The organism is Brevundimonas sp. TWP2-3-4b2, from assembly GCF_049897345.1.
In the GTDB taxonomy this organism is placed as follows: Bacteria; Pseudomonadota; Alphaproteobacteria; order Caulobacterales; family Caulobacteraceae; genus Brevundimonas.
Genome location: NZ_JAFCWB010000003.1, coordinates 233,391 through 249,623, shown reverse-complemented (window position 1 = coordinate 249,623; position 16,233 = coordinate 233,391). Strand labels below are relative to the sequence as shown.

The following is a 16,233-nucleotide window of genomic DNA, read 5'->3' as shown; positions in this document are numbered from 1 at the left end:
AAGAAGGCCCCGGAGAGCGATCTCCGGGGCCTCTTTCTTTTCCCGAATGACCGGCCTCTCCGGATGCCCGGAGAGGCCGGTCAGGATCAGAACACCTTGCCGCTGGCCAGCACCGCCAGAAGCAGCAGGGCCACGATGTTGGTGATCTTGATCATCGGATTCACCGCCGGACCGGAGGTGTCCTTGTAGGGGTCGCCGACCGTATCGCCGGTCACCGCGGCCTTGTGAGCCTCGGAGCCCTTGCCGTGAACGACGCCGTTGGTGTCGGTGAAGCCCTCCTCGATCACCTTCTTGGCATTGTCCCACGCGCCGCCGCCCGAGGTCATCGAGATGGCCACGAACAGACCGGTGACGATCACACCCATCAGCATGGCGCCGAGGGCTGCAAAGGCCGTGGCCTTGTCCGAGATCGACAGCACCGCCACGAACAGGACGATCGGAGACAGCACCGGCAACAGCGACGGCACGATCATTTCCTTGATCGCCGCCTTGGTCAGGATGTCGACGGCCCGACCGTACTCGGGCTTGACCTCATAGGTCATGATGCCCGGGTTCTCGCGGAACTGGCGACGCACCTCGGCCACGACGGCCTCGGCAGCGCGACCCACCGCCATCATCGACATGCCGCCGAACAGGAAGGGCAGCAGCCCTCCGAACAGCAGGCCGACGACGACATACGGATTGGTCAGGCCGAAATCGATCTCGCCCATTCCGGCGAAGAACGGATAGACGGCGGCGTTCACCGGGTCGGAGAAGTAGGCCAGATCGGACGTATAGGCCGCGAACAGCACCAGCGCGCCGAGGCCCGCCGAACCGATCGCATAGCCCTTGGTCACCGCTTTGGTGGTGTTGCCGACCGCGTCCAGAGCGTCCGTCACGTGACGCACGTCCGAAGGCAGGCCCGCCATCTCGGCGATGCCGCCGGCGTTGTCGGTGACGGGACCGAAGGCGTCCAGCGCCACAATCATCCCCGCCACGCCCAACATGGTCGTGGTGGCGATGGCGATGCCGAACAGGCCTGCCAGTTGATAGGAGGCGACGATGCCGACGATGATCGTCAGCGCCGGCAGGGCGGTCGACTCCAGCGAGACGGCCAGACCCTGAATGACGTTGGTGCCGTGGCCGGAGACCGAGGCATTGGCGACCGACCGCACCGGACGGAAATTGGAGCCGGTGTAGTATTCGGTGATCACCACGATGGCGGCGGTCACGGCCAGACCGACCAGACCCGCCCAGAACAGGCTCATCGGTTCGATGACCAGGCCGCTGGTCGTCGTCACCGGTCCGGTAACGAGGTTGGTAATGACCCAGTAGACCGCACCGGCCGACAGCACGCCGGTGACGATCAGGCCCTGATACAGGGCACCCATGATGTTCTGGCTCTTGCCCAGACGAACGAAGAAGCTGCCGATGATCGAGGTCACCACGCAGATGCCGCAGATGGCCAGCGGCAGCAGCATCATGGTTTCGACATAGGGCTGGTCGCGGAAGAAGATCGCCGCCAGCACCATGGTGGCGACCGTGGTCACCGCATAGGTCTCGAACAGGTCGGCGGCCATGCCGGCACAGTCGCCGACATTGTCGCCCACGTTGTCGGCGATGGTCGCGGCGTTGCGGGGGTCATCCTCGGGGATGCCCGCCTCGACCTTGCCCACCATGTCGCCGCCCACGTCGGCACCCTTGGTGAAGATGCCGCCGCCGAGGCGCGCGAAGATGGAGATCAGCGAGGCACCGAAGCCCAGCGCCACCAGGCCGTCGATGACCTCGCGGCTGGTGCTCTCGAAGCCCGCGCCCATGGTCAGGAAGGCATAGTAGCCGGCCACGCCCAGAAGCGCGCCGCCCGCCACGAACATGCCGGTGATGGCACCCGACCGGAAGGCCAGGTCCAGACCCTTGCCGAGGCTCTCCGATGCCGCCTGCGCGGTGCGGACGTTGGCCCGCACCGAGATCAGCATGCCGGCGAACCCGGCGAGGCCCGAAAGCACCGCGCCGATGACGAAGCCGATCGCGGCCCAGGGGCCGATCAGCAGATAGGCCGCGATCAGGATGACGACCCCGACCATGGCGATGGTGGTATATTGCCGGCGCAGATAGGCCGAGGCCCCTTCCTGGATCGCGGCGGCGATCTCGCGCATCTTGTCGTTGCCGGTACTGGCCTTCATCAGCGAGGCGGTCTGGACCAGTCCATAGAGGACCCCCAGCGCGCCTGCGGCGATGACCAGCCACAGATAGTTGCTCATGACGTTTCCAAATCCTGTGAACTTCAAACGCCCGGTCCCTTGGCGCGGTGGGCGTTATTCGCCTCTGTCCGCCTTCCGGTCCCCCCGTGCGCACCGGACGCATGTTGCGTCCTTGGGGAATTGCGGCGGAAACGTGCCAAATGCCGGGGGCCGACGCAACAGCGTTGGTGAACGAAGTTCAGCCGGCCTGTACGCCCGTGCGACGACGCGGCGTCTGGCTGACGACCTCGACCCGAACAACGGAGCCGCGTCCCGCTATCGCCGTCGCCGATCGCATCAGGCTGGCGGACATCGCCCTGGCGTCGATCACGGTCCAGTCATCCGCCACCGTGAACGGTGTCCGATGGCCCGCGCGGACCAGGGCGTCGCGCAGGAAGGCCTCCTTCGGCCGCATCGATTCGGGGGTCGCGGACCCACCGAGGTGCAGTCGCAGCGTGACAAACACATAGTTGCGCAGCCGTCCGCCGGCGATCACCGGCAGGCCCACACCCGCAATACTGATGCCGCCTCCGCCGGAAGCCGGCGCATCTTCAGCCATGGCTTCGGCCCCGACGGCGAGAACCGGCAGGGCGGCGGTGGCGGCAATGAGGTCACGACGGCGCATGGCGTCAGGATGAGGGCCACGCCTTGAGAATTCGTTGTCAGCCGTGCGTAAAGCCGGTCCTGTCGAACGAGACCGTCTGCCCGGCGAACCGTGCGACGACCCCCTGCCCCGCCGTGACGCGTCCGATCTTCGTCAGCCGCAGATGACGGCGCTCGGCCTCGCGCCGCAGAGTGGCCTCGTCACGGGGTGCGGCGGTGAAGGCGATTTCATAGTCATCGCCGCCCGTGACCAGCTTCTCCAGCGCCGCCTGTTCGTCGACCCGCCCGTCCAGCCAGGCCTGACCGGCCGCGGACCGGGGCACGCTCTCCAGATCGATCTCGAGAGCCACCCGCCCCGCCTCGGCTATGTGCGCAAGATCCGCAATCAGGCCGTCCGACACGTCGATCGCCGCGGACGCCATGTCACGGATCGGAATGGCGAACTCCGTGCGAGGCAGGGGCAGGCGGTAGTGGTCGGCCAACGCCGCAACCCGCTCCGCATCCAGCGACAGCCTGCCCTGGACCGCCTCCAGCCCCAGCCAGCCGTCGCCGATCGCGCCGGTCACGAACACCAGATCGCCCGCCCTCGCGCCGGCGCGAGCGACCGTGAGTCCCTTGGGAATCCACCCCAGCAGCGTCATGGAAAAGCTCGCAGGACCCGGCGTCGCGACCGTGTCGCCACCCAGCAAGGCCACGCCAAAGGTCTTCTGGTCGACGCGCAGCCCGTCGCAGAACATCATCCGCTCGGGCCAGCCGCAGCGCTCCGACCAGTGACAGGCCAGCAGATAGCCGAACGGCTCGGCCCCCTTGGCCGCAAGGTCCGAAAGGTTCACCCGCATCAGCTTGCGGGCCACCATGTCCAGCGGATCGGTCGGCAGGAAGTGAACGCCCTCGACGATGGCGTCCTTGGTCAGAACCAGGTCATGACCCGGTCGCGAGGGCACGACCGCGACGTCATCCTGCAGGCCGCGGCCCCATTCTGGATGGGCCAGGGGCGCAAACAGCCTCCGGATGGTCTCGAACTCGCCGGCGACGTCGACCGAGGGCATGCGCTCCTCTAGGGTTTGGGCCGCGCGTCCCGGGCGACCCCGTCCAGCGCGGCGTTGACGAATTTGGCCTCGGCGTCGTCGAAGAAGGCCTTGGCCAGTTCGACATATTCGTCGATGACGATCTCGCGCGGCACGTCCTGACGCTCGCGCAGTTCCCACGCCCCGGCCCGCAGCAGCGCCCGCAGCGTCGAATCCAGCCGTTCCAGCCGCCAGTTCGAGGCCAGCCGCGCCTTCACGGCCTCGTCGATCTCGCGCTGTCCCGCGACCACGCCACGCACGATGGCCGCGAACCAGTCCTCATCGGCCTCGGCCAGAGGTTCGCCCTCGATATCGGCGTCAAACCGGTGGTTCGAGAACTCGGCGATCACGGTCTCGACGCCCTCGCCGGCCAGTTCCATCTGATAGAGCGCCTGCACGGCGGCCAGACGCGCCACGGTACGCGCGCGCCGCTGGCGGCTGGTCAGCTGCGGCTCGGCGCGCTGTTTTTGCGCCTCGGCGAGTTGCTCGAGAACGGATTTGAGGCTGGCGGGTTCGGTCACCCGCCCAGTCCTACGCGCAGCCGCTTGCGCAAGGCAATAAGGTCCAGACAGGCGCGCGCCGCACCGCCGCCCTTGTCGCCCTCGCTGCGCCGGGCCCGGGCCCAGGCCTGGTCCTCATCCTCGGTCGTCAGGATGCCGTTGCCGATGACCACGCCGTTGAGGCCGAGATTGCGCAGGCCGGCCGCCGACTGATCCGAGACGATCTCGAAATGATAGGTCTCGCCGCGGATGACACAGCCGAGCGCGACAAAGCCGTCGTAGCGCGGAGCGGTGGGATAACGCCCGGCCTCCACCGCCAGGGCGATCGCCGTCGGCACCTCGAGCGCACCGGGCACCGAGACCACATCGACCTGCGCGCCCTGTGCCTGAAGGGCGTCCTTCGCCCCGTCCAGCAGGGCGTCGGCCAGATCGTCATAGAAGCGCGCCTCGACGATGAGGACGCGTACAGGTTCGCTCAGGATTGGTCTTCTCCGTCCATGTCGCGCCAGCCGACGATGCGCAGGCCATAGCCTTCCAGCGCCGTGGGATTGGGGCGGGTCGAGCTCATCACGATCATGTCGCGCACGCCGAGATCCAGCAGTATCTGCGCGCCGACGCCATAGTTGCGGATCGAGCGGTCGACGGCCGCCGGCTTTTCGGTGCCCGCCAGCCGCTCGGCCAGTCCCTGCAGATTCGGATCACGCAGGAACACCGTCACGCCCGCGCCCGGATGATCACTGATCGCCTTCAGCGCCCGGGGCACATAGTTCTGCCGCGCCTCGACATGACCCAGCAGGTCGGCGGCGAAATCGACCTGGTGCATGCGCACCAGGGTCGGCTTGCCCGCTTCGATCTTGCCGTGCACCAGGGCCACGTGTTCGGCCCCCTCGATGGTATTCCGGTACAGCATCAGCCGGAACGGGCCGCCATGCACGCTCTCGAACGGCGTATCCATAACCCGCTCGACATAGCGTTCGGTACGGCGGCGATAGGCGATCAGGTCGGCGATGGTGCCGATCTTCAGCCCGTGCAGCTGGGCGAAGGCGACAAGGTCGGGCATCCGCGCCATTGAGCCGTCGTCGTTCATGATCTCGCAGATCACGCCGGCCGGCGTCAGGCCCGCCATGCGGCTGATGTCGACGGCCGCCTCGGTGTGACCGGTGCGAACCAGCACCCCGCCTTCGCGGGCCACCAGCGGGAAGACGTGGCCCGGCGACACGATGTCGTCGGCGCCCTTGGTCGGATCCGACGCGACCTGCACTGTCCGGGCGCGGTCGGCGGCCGAAATGCCTGTGGTGACCCCCTCACGCGCCTCGATGGAGACGGTGAAGGCCGTCCCCATGCTGGTGCGGTTGTCGGCGGCCATCGGCGGCAGGCGCAGCTGGCGCGCGCGCTCCGTGGTAATGGCCAGACAGATCAGGCCGCGCGCGTGCCGGGCCATGAAATTGATCTGGTCCGGCGTGGCGAACTGCGCCGGAATGATGATGTCGCCCTCGTTCTCCCGGTCCTCGGCATCGACGAGGATATAGGGCTTGCCGTTGCGGGCATCCTCGAGAATGTCCTCAATGGGACTGATCGGACTGTCGTTCATGTTCGCGGCCAATTGCATCACGCCGTCTCCTGCCACCGGACGAGGTATCGCGCCAGCATGTCGATCTCCAGATTGACCGCGTCGCCGGCCTTCAGCCCGCCCAGCGTCGTGGCCTCCCAGGTATGGGGAATGATGTTCAGGCCGAAGATCCGGTCCTCGACCGCGTTGACCGTCAGCGACACCCCGTCGACCGTGATCGAGCCCTTGGCGGCGATATAGCAGTGCAGCGGCACCGGTGCCTCGATATCGATCCGGTGCGAACCGCCCTCGGGCGTCACCGACACGACCCGGCCGAGGCCGTCGACATGGCCCGAGACAATGTGTCCGCCCATCTCGTCGCCCAGCTTCGCCGCGCGCTCCAGATTGACCCGGTGGCCCTCGCTCCAGTCGCCGAGACTGGTCTTCGACAGGGTCTCGCCCGACACCTCGACCGCGAACCAGCCGGGGCCTTTCCCGGTGACCGTCAGACAGCAGCCCGCATGGCTGATCGAAGCGCCCAGGTCGATGCCCGACGTGTCCCACGCGGTTTCGATCTCGTAGCGGCGATCGCGCTCGGTCTGCCGGACCGAACGGACGCGGCCGATGTCTGTGACGATGCCGGTAAACATCAGATCCTCTCGTAGCGTTCCCACAGGTCGTCACCGCAAGGCTCGACCGCAAGGCGCCGGAAACGCGGGGCGTCGGAAAGTCGCGCAAGGGCCAGCGCGGCCACGCAGGGACGGCCTTCGCCCCCCAGCAGGATCGGGGCGCGAAACCACTCCAGCCGATCCACCAGCCCGGCCCGCAGGAAGCTGGCCGCAACCTGTCCGCCCCCCTCGATCAGCACCGACGATACGCCCCGACGCCTGAGCGCCGACAGACAGGCCGCCGCCGACGGCCGGTCGCCGTCCGCCTCGATCCGCTCGACGATCGCGGTCCCGACGGGGGCCGGCTCAGCCACGGTCAGGATCAGGCTGTCGCCACCACTCGCGATTTTGGCGGTCGGCGGCGTCCGCAGGCGGCTGTCCAGCACCACGCGTAGCGGCTGGTCGACGGGCCGGCCCGGCAGACGCGCGGTCAGTTCCGGATCGTCGGCCAGCACGGTCTCGACCCCCACCAGAATGGCGTCATGGGCGGCGCGCAGGCGGTGCCCCTCCAGCCGCGCGGCCTCACCGGTGATCCAGCGGCTCTCACCCGTGGCCGTGGCGATCCGCCCGTCGAGCGACGTGGCCACCTTCAATGTTACGCCCATCCCTTGAATTCCGGGGCGCATCAGCTTTCGTCCAGACCCTCGTCGCCGAGGAAACGGGCGAAGTCTCCGGTATGGCGGAAGTCCTTGTAGACCGAGGCGTAGCGAACGTAGGCGACCTCATCGACCGATTTCAGCGCCTTCATGATGAAGTCGCCGACCGTCGAGGACGGGATCTCCGTCTCGCCGAGGCTTTCCAGCTGGCGGGTGATGCGGCTGACCAGCTGTTCGATCTGTTCGCCCTGCACCGGGCGTTTGCGCAGGGCGACGTTCAGCGACCGCTCCAGCTTGTCCCGGTCGAACGGGGCACGGCGGCCGTTGCGCTTGAGGATCATCAGCTCGCGCAGCTGGACCCGCTCGAAGGTGGTGAAACGCCCCTGGCAGTTCGGACACGACCGCCGACGGCGAATGGCCGCGCCGTCATCCGACGGGCGGCTGTCCTTCACCTGGGTGTCCTGATGTCCGCAGAAGGGGCATTTCATCGGCGGGCTATCCGTAGATCGGGAAGCGACGCGTCAGCGCGCGCACCTCGTCCGCCACGCGCTTTGACACGCTGGCGTCAGCCTCGTCCGTGCCCTTCATCGAGTCGATGACATCGGCGATCCAGTGACCGACCTGCTGGAACTCCTCGACCCCGAAGCCGCGCGTGGTGCCTGCGGGCGTACCGAGGCGAACGCCGGATGTGATCGTGAACGGCGCCGTGTCGAACGGCACGCCGTTCTTGTTGCAGGTCATCAGGGCGTGTTCGAGGGCCGCCTCGGTGGCCTTGCCGGTCACGCCCTTGGGCCGCAGATCGACCAGGGCGATATGGCTGTCGGTCCCGCCCGAAACGATCGCCGCGCCGCGCTCGATCAGGACGGCGGCCAGGGCCTGGGCATTGGTCACCACCTGTCGGGCATAGAGCTTGAATTCCGGCTTCAACGCCTCCCCGAACGCCACCGCCTTGGCCGCGATGACATGTTCCAGCGGCCCGCCCTGCAGGCCGGGGAAGACGGCCGAGTTGATCTTCTTGCCCAGTTCGATGTCGTTCGACAGCACCATGCCGCCGCGCGGGCCGCGCAGGGTCTTGTGCGTCGTGGTGGTCACGACATGGGCGTGGGGCAGCGGGTCGGGATAGGCTCCGCCGGCGACCAGACCCGCATAGTGGGCCATGTCGACCATCAGATACGCCCCGACGCTGTCGGCGATCTCGCGGAAGCGCCTGAAGTCGATGTGGCGGCTGTAGGCCGAGGCCCCGGCGATGATCAGCTTCGGCTTCTCGCGCTCGGCCATCTCGGCGACGTTGTCATAGTCGATCAGATGATCGTCCTGCCGCACCGTGTAGGTCACCGGCCGGAACCATTTGCCCGACTGGTTGGCGGGCGATCCATGGGTCAGGTGGCCACCGGCCGCCAGGTCCATGCCCAGGAAGGTGTCGCCCGGCGTCAGCAGCGCCTGGAACACCGCCTGGTTGGCCTGGGCGCCCGAGTGCGGCTGGACGTTGGCGAAGGCACAGCCGAACAGTTGTTTGGCGCGCTCGCGGGCCAGGTTCTCGGTGACGTCGACATATTCGCAGCCACCGTAGTAGCGACGGCCCGGATAGCCCTCGGCGTATTTGTTGGTCAGGACCGAGCCCTGCGCCTCCAGCACCGCCTTGGAGACGATGTTCTCGGAGGCGATCAGCTCGATCTGCTCCTTCTGCCGCGCCAGCTCACCCTGGATGCCGCCGAACACGTCGGGATCGGCCTCGGCGAGAGTCTTCGAGAAATAGGCGTCATGCACGAAAGATGCGGTCACGGGTGGCGTCCTGGCAGGCGGTGAAAGGCGGCGCGCCTATCTATGCCCCAGGACGGGCGACCACAACATCTTGTGGTGCCCGTGCCCCGGGGCGCGTCCATCTGAAGCGACCGGATCGCCGGCATGGCCGGACAGCTGCCTGCCACACCCGGTCTACGGTGCCCGCGCGGCCAGCGCCCGTTTCAGCTTGCCGATGGCGATCCGTTCAAGCCCCACCCGCTCGGTCGCCGGCCCGATGGCGGACACCACGACCCCGGTGGCCACGTGGATGGCCGAGCATTTCAGATAGGGCCCGTTGCGGGTCAATTCGACGATGACCTCGCCGAGTTCTGGCCCACCATCCGATATGCTCACCCAACACCCCGTTCATCCCGGCGAAAGCCGGGACCCAGTTCTTTGGGCGATATGTGGATGACTGTGTGCACGGCTGGCAAGTCCCGGGACGCCGGCGTCAAGCTGGACAGGACTGGGTCCCGGCTTTCGCCGGGATGATCGGTTGGGAGAGTTCAGGCGACGGCAGGGAGTCGCGCCACGTTGCAGTGGGTCCACAGCCGGTCCATCGCCATGACCAGATCATCCATCATGGCGTCGGTGTGGTTCGGCGACGGCGTGAAGCGCAGCCGCTCGGTGCCCTTGGGCACGGTCGGATAGTTGATCGGCTGAACATAGACGCCGTGCTCTTCCAGCAGCATGTCCGAGATCATCTTGGCGTGCACGGGATCGCCCACGAACACCGGCACGATGTGGCTGACCGAATCCATCACCGGGATACCGGCGGCGGTGAACCGGGCCTTGAGCGTCGCCGCCCGCTCCTGATGGGCTTCGCGCACCTCGGGATGGGCCTTGAGCCAGCGCACCGAGGCGAGCGCCCCGGCGGTCAGGGCCGGCGGCAGGCTGGTGGTGAAGATGAAGCCGGCGGCCCAGCTGCGCACCGCGTCGATGATCACCGCATCCGCGGCGATATAGCCGCCCATGACGCCGATGGCCTTGCCGAGCGTGCATTCGACGATGTCGATCCCGTCCAGCACCCCGTCCCGCTCGGCCACACCCGCGCCGGTGGTGCCGTACAGGCCGACCGCATGGACCTCGTCCAGATAGGTCAGGGCCCCGTATTTTCGGGCCAGGGCGATGGTCCCGGCCAGGTCGGCGATGTCGCCGTCCATCGAATAGACGCTCTCGAAGGCGATCAGCTTGGGCGCGCCCGCCGGGGCGTCGCGCAGCAGCGCCTCCAGATGCACCAGATCATTGTGCGCAAAGATGTGCCGCTCGCATCCGCCGTTGCGAATGCCGGCGATCATCGAGGCGTGGTTCAGACTGTCCGAAAAGACGATCAGTCCGGGCAGGATGCGTTGCAGCGTCGTCAGCGTCGCCTCGTTGGCGACATAGCCCGACGTGAACAGCAGGGCCGCTTCCTTCTGGTGCCAGCTGGCCAGCTCGGCCTCCAGATCGACCGCCGACCGCGTCGTGCCCGAGATGTTGCGCGTGCCCCCGGCCCCGGCTCCGACGGAGTCGATCTCGTCCTGCATGGCCTCGAGCACCTCCGGGTGCTGGCCCATGCCGAGATAGTCGTTCGAGCACCAGATCACGCAGTCCTGTTCGGACCCGTCCTCGCGCCGCCGGACGGCCTTGGGAAACTGGCCCCGCACGCGCTTCAGGTCGGCGAAGACGCGGTAGCGCCCCTCGCCCTTCACCTGGTCGACGGCGGACTGGAATGCGGCGGTGTAGTCAAACACGGGCTGACGGCTTTCGCTGGCGTCGTAATCGGCGCGGTGATGCGCTGATGACACCCCAAAGTCCACACGCCGGGCAAGGCAAAAACGTCGCAACCCCTTAAATGATAACGACTCTCATTTAAGGTTTCGGCAGGTCGTCCAGCTTGCCGCGCAGCATCTGCAGGATGCCTGAGAAGTCGCGCCCACCGTATCCCAGCCGGTCGAACAGCTGGAACAGCGCCTCGGACTGCGCGCCCAGCGGCGTCGACGCGCCCGCCTTGGCCGCCGCGTCCTGGGCCAGCTTCAGATCCTTTAGCATCATGGCCGTGGCGAAGCCGCCGTCATAGTTGCGGTTGGACGGCGCGGTCGGCACCGGGCCCGGCCACGGATAATAGGTCGTCACGCTCCAGCTCTGGCCCGACGACTTGGCGGCGATGTCGAAGAATTTCACTGGATCGAGACCCAGTTTCTCGGCCAGGGCGATGGCCTCGCAGGTGCCCAGCATGGTGATGCCCAGGATCATGTTGTTGCAGATCTTGGCCGCCTGCCCCGCGCCATGATCCCCGGCGCGGAAGGTCGCCCGGCTCATGGGCTCGAGCGCCGTCTCGATCCGGGCGAAGTCGGCCTCGTCGCAGCCGACCATGAAGGCCAGGGTCCCGGCGTCCGCCGCCATCGTCCCGCCCGACACCGGCGCGTCGGCGAAGGCATAGCCCGCGTCGCGGGCCAGACCCGCGACCTTGCGGGCTGTGTCCACGTCGATCGTCGAACAGTCCAGCAGCAGGGCCGAGGTCGGGGCCGCGCCGATGATCTGTTCCGAATAGACCTTCAGCACATGCGGCCCGGCGGGCAGCATGGTGATGATCACGTCCGCGTCCCTGACCGCCTCGGCCACCGACCCGACCGGCGTGCAGCCGGCCGCCGCCGCCCGGTCCAGCGCGGCCTGCGACAGGTCGAAGGCGGCGACCGTATGCCCCGCCTTCGCCTGGTTGGCCGCCATGCCGCCGCCCATATTGCCGAGGCCGATGAAAGCGATCCTGAGGGTCATGGCAGCGTCTCCCGATTGGTATCGGGGAGGGTTAGCCGGTCCCCCGCCCGGTCGCCAGCGGCACCGGGCGGTTTTTCGGTCAGGCCGGCTTCCTGAAGCGCAGGATGAACTGGCTGGTGCGACCCTGGATCGCCGGATCGAACACGCTGGTGGTCAGCGGGTCGGCGGCATTGGCCAGGACCTCGCTCTCGCCGTCCAGCACGAAGCCGGCGGCCAGGACCTCGCGCTTGACCGTCTCGATGTCGATACGGTGCAGGGTGTCCGAGGTCGTCAGGGGCGCGCCCGCCGCCGCATTGTGGTCGATGACGACATAGAGACCGCCCGGCTTAAGGGCGCTGAACACCGCCGCATTGACCCTGGTGGCCGTGTCGGCCGCATTGGCCTTCAAATGCAGGTCGTGATAATTCTGGGCCGTGAACACGAGGTCGACGTTCGCCGGAAACACTGGCGCGGCCCTCGGTGAGCGCAGGGCGTCGACATTGGCAAGGGAGTCCACGGCGGTCAGGCTTTCGCCATAGCTGGCCTGGTAGGCGATCAGCTCGGCCGGTTGCCAGGCGATGACCCGGCCCTCGGGCCCGACGGCCGCCGAGAACACGCGCGTGAAATATCCGCCGCCGATGATCATGTCGACGATCGTCTGGCCCGGCTGAACCTGGGCGAAGGCCAGGGTTTCCTCGGTGTGCCGGGCGGCGTCGCGCGCGCGATCCTCGGCCGGACGGGACGGCTCGGCCAGGGCGGCGGCATAGCCCGCCGGTGCCGCTGCGACCTCCTTGGGCGCCTCCTGCGAGCAGCCGGCGGCCGACAGGGCCAGAACCGCCGCGGCGGCGAGGATGACGGAACGACGCATGACAAGACCTCCTGAGGCGCTCTGACGGCGCGAGACGATCAGGCTAGACGCAACCCGGGTCGCCGTCAGCGCGGCTTCTTGAAGCGCAGCATGAACTGGCTGGTCTGCCCCCGGATCGAGGCGTCAAAGACGTTGGCCATGCGGGGATCGGCGGGATTGGCCAGAAGCGCGCTCTCGCCGTCCAGCACGAAACCGGCCGCCGTCACCTCGCGCTTGACGGCCTCGATGTCGATCCGGTGCAGGGTGTTGGGGGCCGCCAGGCCGGAACCGGCCGCCGCATCGTGGTCGACGATGACGTACAGCCCGCCCGGCTTCAGCGCCGCGAACACCGCCGCATTGACCCGGGCCGCCGCCCCGGCCCCGAACGGCGTCAGGTGCAGGTCGTGATAGTTCTGGGCCGTGAAGAACAGGTCCTGGTTGGCCGGAAACGCCGGCGTGGCGATGGGGGCCCGGATGGCGTCGACATTGGCCATGGCGTCGGCGGCGTCGGCGGCCGCGCGATAGCTGGCCTGGAAGCCGAGGAACTCGGCCGGCTGCCACGCGGTGACGTGCCCCTGCGGCCCGACCGCCGCGGCGAACACGCGCGTGAAATAGCCGCCGCCGATGATCATGTCGGTGATCTGCTGGCCCGGTCGGACCCGGGCGAAGGCCAGGGTCTCGGCCGCGTGGCGGGCCGTGTCGCGCTCGCGGTCGGCGGCGGGACGCGACGGGTCTGCGAGCGCGGCGGCATAGCTGGCCGCATCCGGCATGGACGGGACGCCCATTCCGGCCATGCAGCCGGCGGACGACAGGGCCAAGGCCGCGACGGCGGCCAGCATCAGGGAACGACGCATCACGGAACCTCCCGAAGCGCTCTTCCGGCGCAGCGCGGGCAGACTATACCGAACGCCGGTCGCCGTCAGCCCGGCTTGCGGAAGCGGTAGACGAACTGGTCGCTACGCCCGCGGATGGCCGGATCGAACACCGACAGGCTGTGGTCGTCAGCCGGATTGGCCACGGCCGTGGTCTCGCCGTCGAAGATGAAGCCCGCTGCCTCGACCTGCGCCCGCAGGGCCGACGCTTCAATCCGGTGCAGGGTGCCGACCACCGACGTCCCCGCACCCGGCGCGGCCTGGTGATCGAGAATGACGTACAGACCGCCAGGCTTCAGGGCCGCGAACACGGCGGCGTTCATCCGCGCCACATCGACGCCGAACCGGGGAATGACGAAGTCATGGTATTCCTGCCCCATGAAGACGACGTCCAGCGGCTCGGGAAAGCCCGGGGTCTCCAGCGCGCCGGTGATACGGCTGACATTGGGGAAGGCCGCGGCCAGGGCGTCCGAGAACCCGTTCTCACGCGCTGCGGTCTGGTTCGGCACGAAGGCATAGACGTGGCCGGTCGGCCCGACGGCCGTGGCGAACACCCGTGTGAAATAGCCCTCCTCGGGGCGCACGTCGGCGACGCGGTCCCCGGCGTCGAGACGCGCGAAGGCCATCATCTCGGCCGGCTTGCGCAACCCGTCGCGCTCGACGTCACCGGCCGGCCGGCGCGAATCCGCAAGGGCGGCGGCATAGGCGGTTTCGCGGGCGGCTGTCTGGGCACCGGAACCCATATCCGCACCGGACGCCATGGCACAGCCGGACAGCAGAACGGCGCCCAGGGCGGTCGCACAAAGGGTTCGATACATGGGCAGTCCTCCGGTTTGCGGCGAAGCTACGCCCCAATCCTGCACCGGATGCAAGCCGGGTTCAGGAAAGCGGGGTCCATTCCTCGCCGGACGGCAGGGGCGTGAACAGGCCATCGATCGCGGCGTCGGTCACGCCATCCAGTCCGGCCGGCGACCAGTCCGGCGTATTGTCCTTGTCGACGATGACGGCACGAACGCCCTCCTGGAAGTCATGACTGCGCACCACCCGTCCGCCGAGCCGGTACTCCATGGCCATGGTCTCGGCGAAGGACGTCAGCGTCGCGCCGATGCGAAGCTGGCGCAGGGTCACCTTCATCGACTGCGGCGACTTCGTCTTCAGCACCGCCAGCTGGGCCAGCGCCCAGTCCGACCCGTCAGCCTCCAGCGCCGCGAAGATGGCCTCAACGGTCTCGAAGGCAAACAGCCGGTCGATGGCCTCACGACGCGCCGCCGTGGGCGCGGGCCCCGGCTCGGCCGCCAGGGTGTCGGCGATGATCCCGGGCTCGGCCGGATGGGACAGGAGGGCGGCCTTCAGGGCCTCGATCCGGTCCGACGGCACGAAATGCGTATGGATGCCCAGGGCCACCGTGTCCGCCGCCTTCAGCCGCGCCCCGGTCAGGGCCAGCCACACGCCCGTCTGGCCGGGCAGTCGGGGCAGGAACCAGCCGCCGCCCACATCCGGGAACAGGCCGATCCCCGTCTCGGGCATGGCATAGGTGGTCCGCTCGGTCGCGACCCGCACATCCGCCGGCTCGCTGATCCCCACCCCGCCGCCCATGACGATGCCGTCGACGATCGCGGTGACCGGTTTCGGGTATTCGAACATCAGATGGTTCAGCCGGTATTCGACCGCGAAGAAGGCCCGCGCCTCCGACGCATCCCCCGCCCCGCTCTCGGCGATCATGCGGATGTCGCCCCCGGCGCAGAAGCCGCGCTCGCCGGCGTGGTCGATCAGCACCGACTGCACCGCCTCATCGGACCGCCAGGCCAACAGGGCGTCGGTCATCGCCTCACACATGCCCCGGTTCAGGGCGTGCAGCGCCTTCGGCCGGTTCAGGGTGATGCGACCGACGCCGGATTCGACGCACGTCAGGACTTCGGACTCACTCATGGCGCTGACCTAGGGGCGCGAGGCGGAGCCGTCCAGACCTAGTCCGCCGGCGTCACCGTCATGTCGTAGGGGATGAACAGGGCCAGATCGAGCGGACCCGACTGACGCCATGTCACCCGGTTCGACATGCCCTCGACCTGGACCGCATAGCCCTCGCCGAAGGTTGCGGCGGTCGAGCGAGCGTCCGCAGCGATGGCGGCGAGGATCGGCGCGCGATACTGGGCCGGATTGACCACCGACAATTGCCAGTCACCGCTCACATCGGCCAGCGACCGGCCGACCGGACCGACACCCTCGACGAACGCTTCGATCCGTTCCGAAGCGGCGTCCAGGGTGTCACCTGCGCGGATCGGCGTCTTGACCACCAGGCTGGCGACGCTCGTGTCGCTGCGGCCCGGATCGATGCCCAGTGTCAGGGTCGAGACCATGTCCTCGGTCAGCGGGACCAGCGTCCCGTCGTCCTCGATGCTCAGGTCGATGTCGGCGCGCCCGGCCGCCGCCCGCGCCATGGCCCGCAGCGTCCGGGTGATTTCGTCACGCCGACCCGGCGCATCGCGGGTATCGTTCACGACCCGCACGGCCACGATCAGATTGTCGGCCCGCCGCTCCAGCTGGATCACCGGAATGTCGTCCGGGTCCCATTCGATGGCGCGGGATCCGGTGACGATGATCTCGTCGACGCCCATGGCGTTCGCGCCGTCCTGCGCGGCGACGGGTCCGGCGATCAAGGCCGTTGCGAGTGCGATCCAGATCCGTTTCGACATGTCATCCTCCCGTTCAGACCAGATCAGCACGGAACCGGCGCGGTGTCAGCCGCCGTCGCCCCTAGGGTCCAGACTCAACAGCGATTGAGTGTGATGAACGC

Annotated in this window: 18 protein-coding genes; all 18 read right to left on the bottom strand. The window is 68.1% G+C overall.

All coding sequences use genetic code 11. From position 1 onward, the window contains the following. Window positions 1-86: 86 nt before the first annotated feature. On the bottom strand, window positions 87-2,240 hold the full coding sequence (locus ACP7AS_RS08195) for a sodium-translocating pyrophosphatase (protein WP_426028373.1): 2,154 nt from the start codon (window positions 2,238-2,240) through the stop codon (window positions 87-89). A gap of 178 nt (window positions 2,241-2,418) precedes the next feature. After that, window positions 2,419-2,844, bottom strand: a complete 426-nt coding sequence (locus ACP7AS_RS08190; protein ID WP_426028372.1) for a hypothetical protein — start codon at window positions 2,842-2,844, stop codon at window positions 2,419-2,421. 37 nt (window positions 2,845-2,881) lie between these two features. Beyond that, entirely contained in the window at window positions 2,882-3,871 is a 990-nt protein-coding gene (gene thiL, locus ACP7AS_RS08185) for a thiamine-phosphate kinase (protein ID WP_426028371.1), read from the bottom strand. An 8-nt stretch (window positions 3,872-3,879) separates the two neighbouring features. Beyond that, window positions 3,880-4,410 carry a transcription antitermination factor NusB gene (gene nusB, locus ACP7AS_RS08180; protein ID WP_426028370.1) on the bottom strand — a complete coding sequence of 177 codons (531 nt, stop codon included), beginning with the start codon at window positions 4,408-4,410 and terminating at the stop codon, window positions 3,880-3,882. After that, entirely contained in the window at window positions 4,407-4,871 is a 465-nt protein-coding gene (locus ACP7AS_RS08175) for a 6,7-dimethyl-8-ribityllumazine synthase (protein ID WP_426028786.1), read from the bottom strand. The genes nusB and ACP7AS_RS08175 overlap by 4 nt, the downstream gene beginning before the upstream one ends. Beyond that, on the bottom strand, window positions 4,865-5,998 hold the full coding sequence (gene ribB, locus ACP7AS_RS08170; RefSeq protein WP_426028369.1) for a 3,4-dihydroxy-2-butanone-4-phosphate synthase: 1,134 nt from the start codon (window positions 5,996-5,998) through the stop codon (window positions 4,865-4,867). The genes ACP7AS_RS08175 and ribB overlap by 7 nt, the downstream gene beginning before the upstream one ends. Next, entirely contained in the window at window positions 5,998-6,588 is a 591-nt protein-coding gene (locus ACP7AS_RS08165; protein ID WP_426028368.1) for a riboflavin synthase, read from the bottom strand. The genes ribB and ACP7AS_RS08165 overlap by 1 nt, the downstream gene beginning before the upstream one ends. Then, entirely contained in the window at window positions 6,588-7,211 is a 624-nt protein-coding gene (locus tag ACP7AS_RS08160; RefSeq protein WP_426028367.1) for a RibD family protein, read from the bottom strand. Before ACP7AS_RS08160 ends, ACP7AS_RS08165 begins: the two co-directional genes overlap by 1 nt. Before the next feature lie 20 nt (window positions 7,212-7,231). Next, complete coding sequence (gene nrdR / locus ACP7AS_RS08155) at window positions 7,232-7,690, bottom strand: transcriptional regulator NrdR (protein WP_426028366.1); 459 nt, start codon at window positions 7,688-7,690, stop codon at window positions 7,232-7,234. 7 nt (window positions 7,691-7,697) lie between these two features. Beyond that, a complete protein-coding gene (gene glyA / locus ACP7AS_RS08150; protein ID WP_426028785.1) occupies window positions 7,698-8,969 on the bottom strand; it encodes a serine hydroxymethyltransferase in 1,272 nt (423 codons plus the stop codon). A 168-nt stretch (window positions 8,970-9,137) separates the two neighbouring features. Next, on the bottom strand, window positions 9,138-9,338 hold the full coding sequence (locus ACP7AS_RS08145) for a DUF6898 family protein (protein WP_426028365.1): 201 nt from the start codon (window positions 9,336-9,338) through the stop codon (window positions 9,138-9,140). A 152-nt stretch (window positions 9,339-9,490) separates the two neighbouring features. Then, the gene (hemA, locus tag ACP7AS_RS08140) at window positions 9,491-10,717 is read right to left on the bottom strand and encodes a 5-aminolevulinate synthase (RefSeq protein WP_426028784.1); all 1,227 of its coding nucleotides are present in this window, start codon (window positions 10,715-10,717) and stop codon (window positions 9,491-9,493) included. 118 nt (window positions 10,718-10,835) lie between these two features. After that, the gene (mmsB, locus tag ACP7AS_RS08135) at window positions 10,836-11,879 is read right to left on the bottom strand and encodes a 3-hydroxyisobutyrate dehydrogenase (protein WP_426028783.1); all 1,044 of its coding nucleotides are present in this window, start codon (window positions 11,877-11,879) and stop codon (window positions 10,836-10,838) included. Beyond that, entirely contained in the window at window positions 11,821-12,588 is a 768-nt protein-coding gene (locus tag ACP7AS_RS08130; RefSeq protein WP_426028364.1) for a class I SAM-dependent methyltransferase, read from the bottom strand. Before ACP7AS_RS08130 ends, mmsB begins: the two co-directional genes overlap by 59 nt. Window positions 12,589-12,653: 65 nt before the next feature. Further along, complete coding sequence (locus tag ACP7AS_RS08125; RefSeq protein ID WP_426028363.1) at window positions 12,654-13,421, bottom strand: class I SAM-dependent methyltransferase; 768 nt, start codon at window positions 13,419-13,421, stop codon at window positions 12,654-12,656. A gap of 65 nt (window positions 13,422-13,486) precedes the next feature. After that, the gene (locus ACP7AS_RS08120) at window positions 13,487-14,257 is read right to left on the bottom strand and encodes a class I SAM-dependent methyltransferase (RefSeq protein WP_426028362.1); all 771 of its coding nucleotides are present in this window, start codon (window positions 14,255-14,257) and stop codon (window positions 13,487-13,489) included. Window positions 14,258-14,318: 61 nt separating this feature from the next. Beyond that, window positions 14,319-15,368, bottom strand: coding sequence for an enoyl-CoA hydratase/isomerase family protein (locus ACP7AS_RS08115; protein ID WP_426028361.1), 1,050 nt, complete (start codon window positions 15,366-15,368; stop codon window positions 14,319-14,321). Window positions 15,369-15,406: 38 nt separating this feature from the next. Further along, the gene (locus ACP7AS_RS08110; RefSeq protein ID WP_426028360.1) at window positions 15,407-16,132 is read right to left on the bottom strand and encodes a hypothetical protein; all 726 of its coding nucleotides are present in this window, start codon (window positions 16,130-16,132) and stop codon (window positions 15,407-15,409) included. Window positions 16,133-16,233: the final 101 nt, after the last annotated feature.